Source organism: Mucilaginibacter sp. (genome assembly GCF_039935595.1).
Taxonomy (GTDB): Bacteria; Bacteroidota; Bacteroidia; order Sphingobacteriales; family Sphingobacteriaceae; genus Mucilaginibacter.
Window position 1 is genome coordinate 1 of record NZ_JBDTJZ010000218.1, and the last position, 5,736, is coordinate 5,736.

Below are 5,736 nucleotides of genomic sequence, written 5' to 3' on the forward strand. Positions count from 1 at the left end.
TAAAATCGGGCTTTATGCTGATAAACCAGCAGGCCGCGCATGAGCGTATTTTATACGAACGTTTTTTGCAGCAGTTGCAAACGCAATCAGGCGTTAGTCAGCAAAGTTTATTTCCGCAGTCGGTTACACTAAACGGTGCCGATTTTGAGTTATTAAAAGAACTTTTGCCGGATATAAGGGCGTTGGGCTTTGACATAAGGGAATTTGGCAAAAACACCGTGGTAGTTGAGGGTATACCTGCCGAATTAAGCAATGTAGCTGAACATGAATTGCTGGAGCATTTACTGGAAGGGTTTAAAAACAACCAGGCCATATTAAAGTTAGATAAGCGTGATAACCTGGCAAGGGCACTGGCACGTAACGGCGCTATTAAAGTAGGCACCAAGTTATCATCAGAAGAAATGAATTTACTGACCGATCAGCTTTTTGCGTGCCAAATGCCAAATCAAGCCCTAAATGGTAAGCCCGTAATTACTACCTTTACCATGAACGAATTATTAGAACGATTTGAAAAATAGCCAACGGCTAAATACTATAAAAATATATGCAATCACCTTTCGCTAATCTTCCGCCGGTTGTAAAAAACCTGCTTATTATAAATATTATATGCTTTTTGCCCGTTTTATTTTGGGGCCAACCAGTAATAGCAAACTTTGGCGTTTATTATTTTAATTCTCCGTTTTTTAAACCATGGCAATTAATTACCTACATGTTTTTACATGGCGGCTGGGCGCATATACTTTTTAACATGTTTGCGCTTTTTTCTTTTGGCGGGGCCTTAGAATATATAATGGGGTCAAAGCGTTTTTTTAATTTTTATTTTATCTGTGGTTTTGGCGCTATTATTTTACAAATGGTGGTACAGGCAATTGAGGTACATGCCATAGCCGGAAGCATAACCCTTGCACAACCAGGGTTAGAATCATCCTATTTACAATTTGGTGATAAGTCGCAAAAATTAATGGAGATATATAGCTCACCCATGGTAGGCGCATCAGGCGCTATATTTGGACTATTAATAGCTTTTGGCATGATATACCCCAATGCCGAGTTAATGATCATGTTTATACCGGTACCGGTAAAGGCAAAATATATTATACCGGTTTATGTGTTGTTAGAGCTATCATTAGGTATAGGGCAGTTTAATGGTGACAGTGTAGCCCACTTCGCGCATTTGGGCGGGGCCATTTTAGGATTTATATTAGTAAAAGCCTGGCACTTGCAAGGGCCCAAAGATTTTTATAGTTAATTATTACTAATAGGTATATGAATACATTTTGGCATGGTATATATTATAAAACCTTTAAATCAAGCAGTAAAATATACCTGCTTATAGCTATTAATGTATTTGTTTTTTTAGTTATTAATATACCATCGGTAATTGAACAGCTATTTGCCCAAAGCGATGTTATTAAAAGCTATGCTTTTGAATATTTAGCGCTGCCGGCTTATTTACCCAAACTACTCACCCGTTTCTGGACCCCCATCACCTATATGTTTATGCATAGCGGTGTTTTTCATATCCTGTTTAATATGCTATGGCTTTATTGGATGGGCCAGATATTTGAAGACTTTTTGGGTAATAAGCGCATTGTTGGCTTATATATTTTAGGCGGACTTGCAGGCGCCGCTCTGTATGTTATAGGCTTTAATGTTATACCTGCTTTTGCACATAGTGATGCAGTAGTGCTTAGTTCGGCAGTTGGGGCATCGGCAAGTGTAATGGCCATTATTGTCGCGGCGGCAACTATTGCACCTGCTTATACCATCTCATTAATGTTTATTGGCCCGGTAAAGCTAAAATGGTTGGTATTGTTTTATATTGCCATTGATTTTTTAGGAGTAGCAGGTCCTAATGCCGGGGGCGAAATAGCACATTTAGGCGGTGCCTTAATAGGGTTTATATACGTAAAGCAACTACAGCGTGGTAATGATTGGGTAGGGAGCATTACCTCCATTTTCAAAAAAAGAAGTAAATTGAAAGTGGTTTCAAATAATAAGGATAAAAAGCGGTCGGACAAACCCAGGCAGGATGAGGTTGACCGTATATTGGATAAAATTTCAAAAAGTGGATACGATAACCTGAGTACGCAGGAAAAAGAAATATTATTTCGCGCAAGCAATAATGAAAGCTAAAAAAAAGCTCCCCTTTTTTGATAAAATAGTTTTATGGATTAATTATGCCGTAGGCCTGGCATTATTAATTAGCTATCTGGCACCTATTGCCGATCCCAGAAAATACTGGGTAATAGCCTTTTTTGGCCTGGCCTATCCGCTGTTATTATTGGCCAATGCATTGTTGATACTTTATTGGGCCTTTCGCAAAAACTGGTACGCTTTGCTATCGGCCGGATGTATTGTTATTGGCATTAATGTACTTAATAATAATATCGCCTTCAATTTTGGCAACAGTAATACGCCTAAGTTAACCGACACCAATGCAGTTAGGTTAATGACCTATAATGTGCATAATTTTAAAAAGTACGGTGCCTCACATGATACATCGACCAGGCATGATATATTAGCGCTTATAAAAAAACAGGACCCCGATATTATAGGTATACAGGAATATTTTACGCGCAAACGAGGTCAATACGCTATGACAGACTCCATGAATAAGTTGTTAGGATACCATAATTTTTATTTTGTGGATGTTAACCAAAACGAGGACGAGGCTATTGGCATTGCGCTGTTTACCAAATACAAAATAATTAATAAAGGGCTTCTTCTTTTAGCCGAACCTGGCAGCGAAAACCAATGTATATACATCGATGTAAAAAAAGCCAACGGTATTTTTAGGGTATATAGCGTGCATTTACAATCTATAAATTTTAAAAAGGAAGATTATAAATACCTGGATACCATTTCGAGCGGCAAGCCTGATATGATATCAACACGACGGCTTGGAGGTAAATTAAAACGCGCTTTTATTAAGCGGGCCGAACAGGTATTTAAAATAAAGGCCCATGCCAAACAATGCCCATATCCTTATATTATTTCGGGCGATTTTAATGATACTCCAACATCATACGTGGTTAACCAGATGAGCAAAGGGTTAAAGAATGCTTTCCGCGAAAAAGGTTTTGGCCTGGGCCGCACCTACAATGGCGATTTTCCTAATTACCAAATTGATTACGTAATGGCCACGCCCGCATTTGATGTTAAAAGCTATACTATTGTTGAAAAAAAGCTGTCAGACCACTATCCTATTATAACCGATCTGGTATTGAAATAAGATCAACCAAATCAAAAAATCGTAAGTTTGCCAAATGAAACAAAACTTATTTGTTTATAATACCTTAACACGCAAAAAAGAAGAGTTTAAACCCCTTAACGCGCCGCATGTAGGCATGTATGTTTGCGGCCCTACTGTTTATAGTGATGTGCATTTGGGCAATTGCCGTACCTATATTTCGTTCGACCTGATATTCAGATACCTTTCCCATTTGGGTTATAAAGTACGTTATGTACGTAATATTACTGATGCCGGCCACTTAGAAGGCGACGGCGGCGATGAGGGGGAAGATAAAATATCGAAAAAAGCTAAATTAACACAATTGGAGCCTATGGAGATTGTACAAAAGTACACCGTAGGTTTTCATGATGTGCTTAAAATTTTTAATACCCTGCCCCCAAGTATTGAGCCTACGGCCACCGGCCATATTATTGAACAGATTGAGCTGGTAAAGCAAATATTAGCCAAGGGGTTGGCTTATGAGGTTGATGGGTCAATTTATTTTGATGTAGAAAAATATAACAGTACAGCAGATTACGGCATTTTAAGCGGTCGTAACCTGGATGATATGATCAACAACACCCGCGACCTGGGCGGGCAGGATGAAAAACGAGGCAAACTTGATTTTGCTTTATGGATAAAGGCCAAACCCGAGCATTTAATGCAATGGCCATCGCCATGGGGTATGGGTTTTCCGGGCTGGCATCTGGAATGTTCGGCCATGAGCCATAAATATTTGGGTAACCAGTTTGATATTCATGGCGGCGGGCTCGACCTTGTACCTACACACCACACCAATGAGATTGCACAAAACGTAGCATGCTGCGGCAAAAACCCGGCAACGTATTGGATACATACCAATATGCTGACGGTTAATGGCCAAAAAATGTCAAAATCATTAGGTAATAGCTTTTTGCCGCATGAGTTATTTACCGGCGACCATTCCATACTCGAGAGGGGCTATAGCCCAATGACCGTTAGGTTTTTTATGTTGCAGGCCCATTATCGCAGTACGCTTGATTTTGGTAACGAAGCGATGGAGGCATCAGAAAAAGGCTTTAAACGTTTAATGACCGCAGTTGCTTTATTAGATAATTTAAAACAATCGGCTACTACTGACGTTGATGTTGAGCAGATATCGGCGCGTTGTTATGAGGCGCTTAATGATGATTTTAACAGCCCGGTATTAATTGCCGAACTTTTTGAAGCGTCGCGCATTATTAACTCTGTTAATGATGGCAAAATGAAGATAGATGAGGTTAATTTGCAGCGTCTGAAAACGCTGATAAAAACCTTTGTTTTTGATATTTTAGGGTTGATGGATGAACAAGCGGCCAACGATGACTTGCCTAAGCTGTTAAACTTTATCGTATCATTAAGAAACGAAGCCAAGGTAAGCCATGATTATGCAACATCTGATAAAATAAGGCAGGGCTTGCAGCAAATAGGTTTCCAGTTAAAAGATAGTAAGGAAGGTACTACCTGGAATAAAATTTAATTAAATAAACTACGTTACTATATAAATCATAATAGGCATATAACTCAAAACCTGAATTCAGCATGAAAAATATTATAATGGCCGCTACTCTATTTACTATTTGCACCGGTGCGGCGTTTGCACAAACACCTGCAAAGGTAGACAAGGTGGTAGCAGCCGAGGATGCTTTTAACAAATTAGTGGCCCGTAAAGGCATAAAGGAGGCTTTTTTAAGTGTTGCTGATCCGGAAGGGATAGTGTTTAAACCAAATGCGGTAAAAATGGTTGATTTTTATTCGAGCCTTGACAAACAGCCTGGTACATTGAAATGGGAACCCAAATTTGCACGTATCTCAAAAAGTGGCGATCTGGCATTTACCGCCGGTCCGTATGTATATCAAAATGGTAAAACGGATGATGATAAGGTATTTGGCGATTATGTATCAATATGGCATGCCGATGCTGATAATAAATTAAAATTATTAATAGACCTGGGCATACAGCATCCCGAATCTGACCAGCAAGCCACCACTGATTTTAAAGACCCCGATCCCAATAAAAAAGTATCGGAAAGTAAAGATCCATTTAATGGCAAAACAGTGATATTAAATACCGACAAAGTATTCAATCAATCATTAAATAAATCAACATTGGCCTCGTATAAAGTATTCCTGAGTCCGGAAGGCCGCTACTATTTCCCGGGGTTTGACCCGCTTACCGGTACTGATAAGATTTTAAAATTTATTGCCAACGAAGGTATAACCATATCGGCCGAAACGGTAAATGCCGGGCGTTCGTCAAGCAATGATCTGGCTTATAGTTATGGCCGTGCACGTATTAAAAAAGGCAATATTGTGAGCAATTATAATTACGTACGCATTTGGGAAATTGATTCTACTTATAAATGGAATATATTGCTCGAAGTGTTTTCGGCAGTTGAGAATTAGTGAACAATTATTCTAGTGATTAGTTAATTAGAGATTAGTGATTAGTCCGGACATTTAATTATTTATAAAAAACGCCC

Annotated in this window: 5 protein-coding genes and 1 pseudogene; all 6 read left to right on the plus strand. The window is 39.0% G+C overall.

Annotation, left to right across the window (positions count from 1 at the left end; translation table 11 throughout):
* A pseudogene (locus tag ABI367_RS15720) lies at positions 1-518 on the plus strand (DNA mismatch repair endonuclease MutL); the annotation flags it as partial.
* 26 nt (positions 519-544) lie between these two features.
* Complete coding sequence (locus tag ABI367_RS15725; protein WP_462227178.1) at positions 545-1,249, plus strand: rhomboid family intramembrane serine protease; 705 nt, start codon at positions 545-547, stop codon at positions 1,247-1,249.
* A 17-nt stretch (positions 1,250-1,266) separates the two neighbouring features.
* On the plus strand, positions 1,267-2,136 hold the full coding sequence (locus ABI367_RS15730) for a rhomboid family intramembrane serine protease (RefSeq protein WP_462227179.1): 870 nt from the start codon (positions 1,267-1,269) through the stop codon (positions 2,134-2,136).
* The gene (locus ABI367_RS15735; protein WP_462227180.1) at positions 2,126-3,235 is read left to right on the plus strand and encodes an endonuclease/exonuclease/phosphatase family protein; all 1,110 of its coding nucleotides are present in this window, start codon (positions 2,126-2,128) and stop codon (positions 3,233-3,235) included. The genes ABI367_RS15730 and ABI367_RS15735 overlap by 11 nt, the downstream gene beginning before the upstream one ends.
* 34 nt (positions 3,236-3,269) lie before the next feature.
* Positions 3,270-4,733: a cysteine--tRNA ligase gene (gene cysS, locus ABI367_RS15740; protein ID WP_462227181.1), complete on the plus strand. Its 1,464-nt coding sequence runs from the start codon at positions 3,270-3,272 to the stop codon at positions 4,731-4,733.
* A gap of 62 nt (positions 4,734-4,795) precedes the next feature.
* A complete protein-coding gene (locus ABI367_RS15745) occupies positions 4,796-5,659 on the plus strand; it encodes a Cif family virulence factor (protein WP_462227182.1) in 864 nt (287 codons plus the stop codon).
* Positions 5,660-5,736 lie beyond the last annotated feature (77 nt).